Consider the following 494-nt stretch of genomic DNA (forward strand, 5'->3'; position numbering starts at 1 on the left):
TTTACGTTACTGATCAAGGACGCAGACCTTGAATGGGTCTTTATCGATGGCACTCATATTAAAGCGCATCAACACAGCAGTGGTGGCAATGAGAATGCGCAGGCTATTAGTAAAAGTGTTGCAGGACGCGCGACCAAGATTCATTTGGCAGTTGATGCTCATGGCAATCCACTCACTTTTATCTTGTCAGATGGTACAACCCACGATGTTAAAGTCGCTCCTGACTTAATAGACAAGGTTGATTTGAGCGATACAGAGGTTTTATGTGCCGATAAAGGCTATGATTCTGATGCGCTACGAGCCCATATTGAACAAGCAGGGACGTGTGATAACATCCCTCGGAAACGAAATACAAAGTCCTCTAACGACCATATGGACTGGAACTTGTACAAGGTACGCCACTTAGTAGAAAATGCTTTTGCTAAGCTAAAACAGTATAGGGCAGTTGCCACCAGATTTGATAAGCTCAAGCAGAGTTATGAGAATACGGTCGC

Annotated in this window: 1 protein-coding gene; it reads left to right on the forward strand. The window is 44.1% G+C overall.

The genetic code is table 11. From position 1 onward, the window contains the following. Window positions 1-494, forward strand: a 494-nt coding sequence (locus EI162_RS14490) for an IS5 family transposase (RefSeq protein WP_192524990.1), incomplete at both ends; no start/stop codon positions are given.

The sequence above is a fragment of the Psychrobacter sp. FME6 genome, assembly GCF_014861365.1.
Lineage (GTDB): Bacteria > Pseudomonadota > Gammaproteobacteria > Pseudomonadales > Moraxellaceae > Psychrobacter.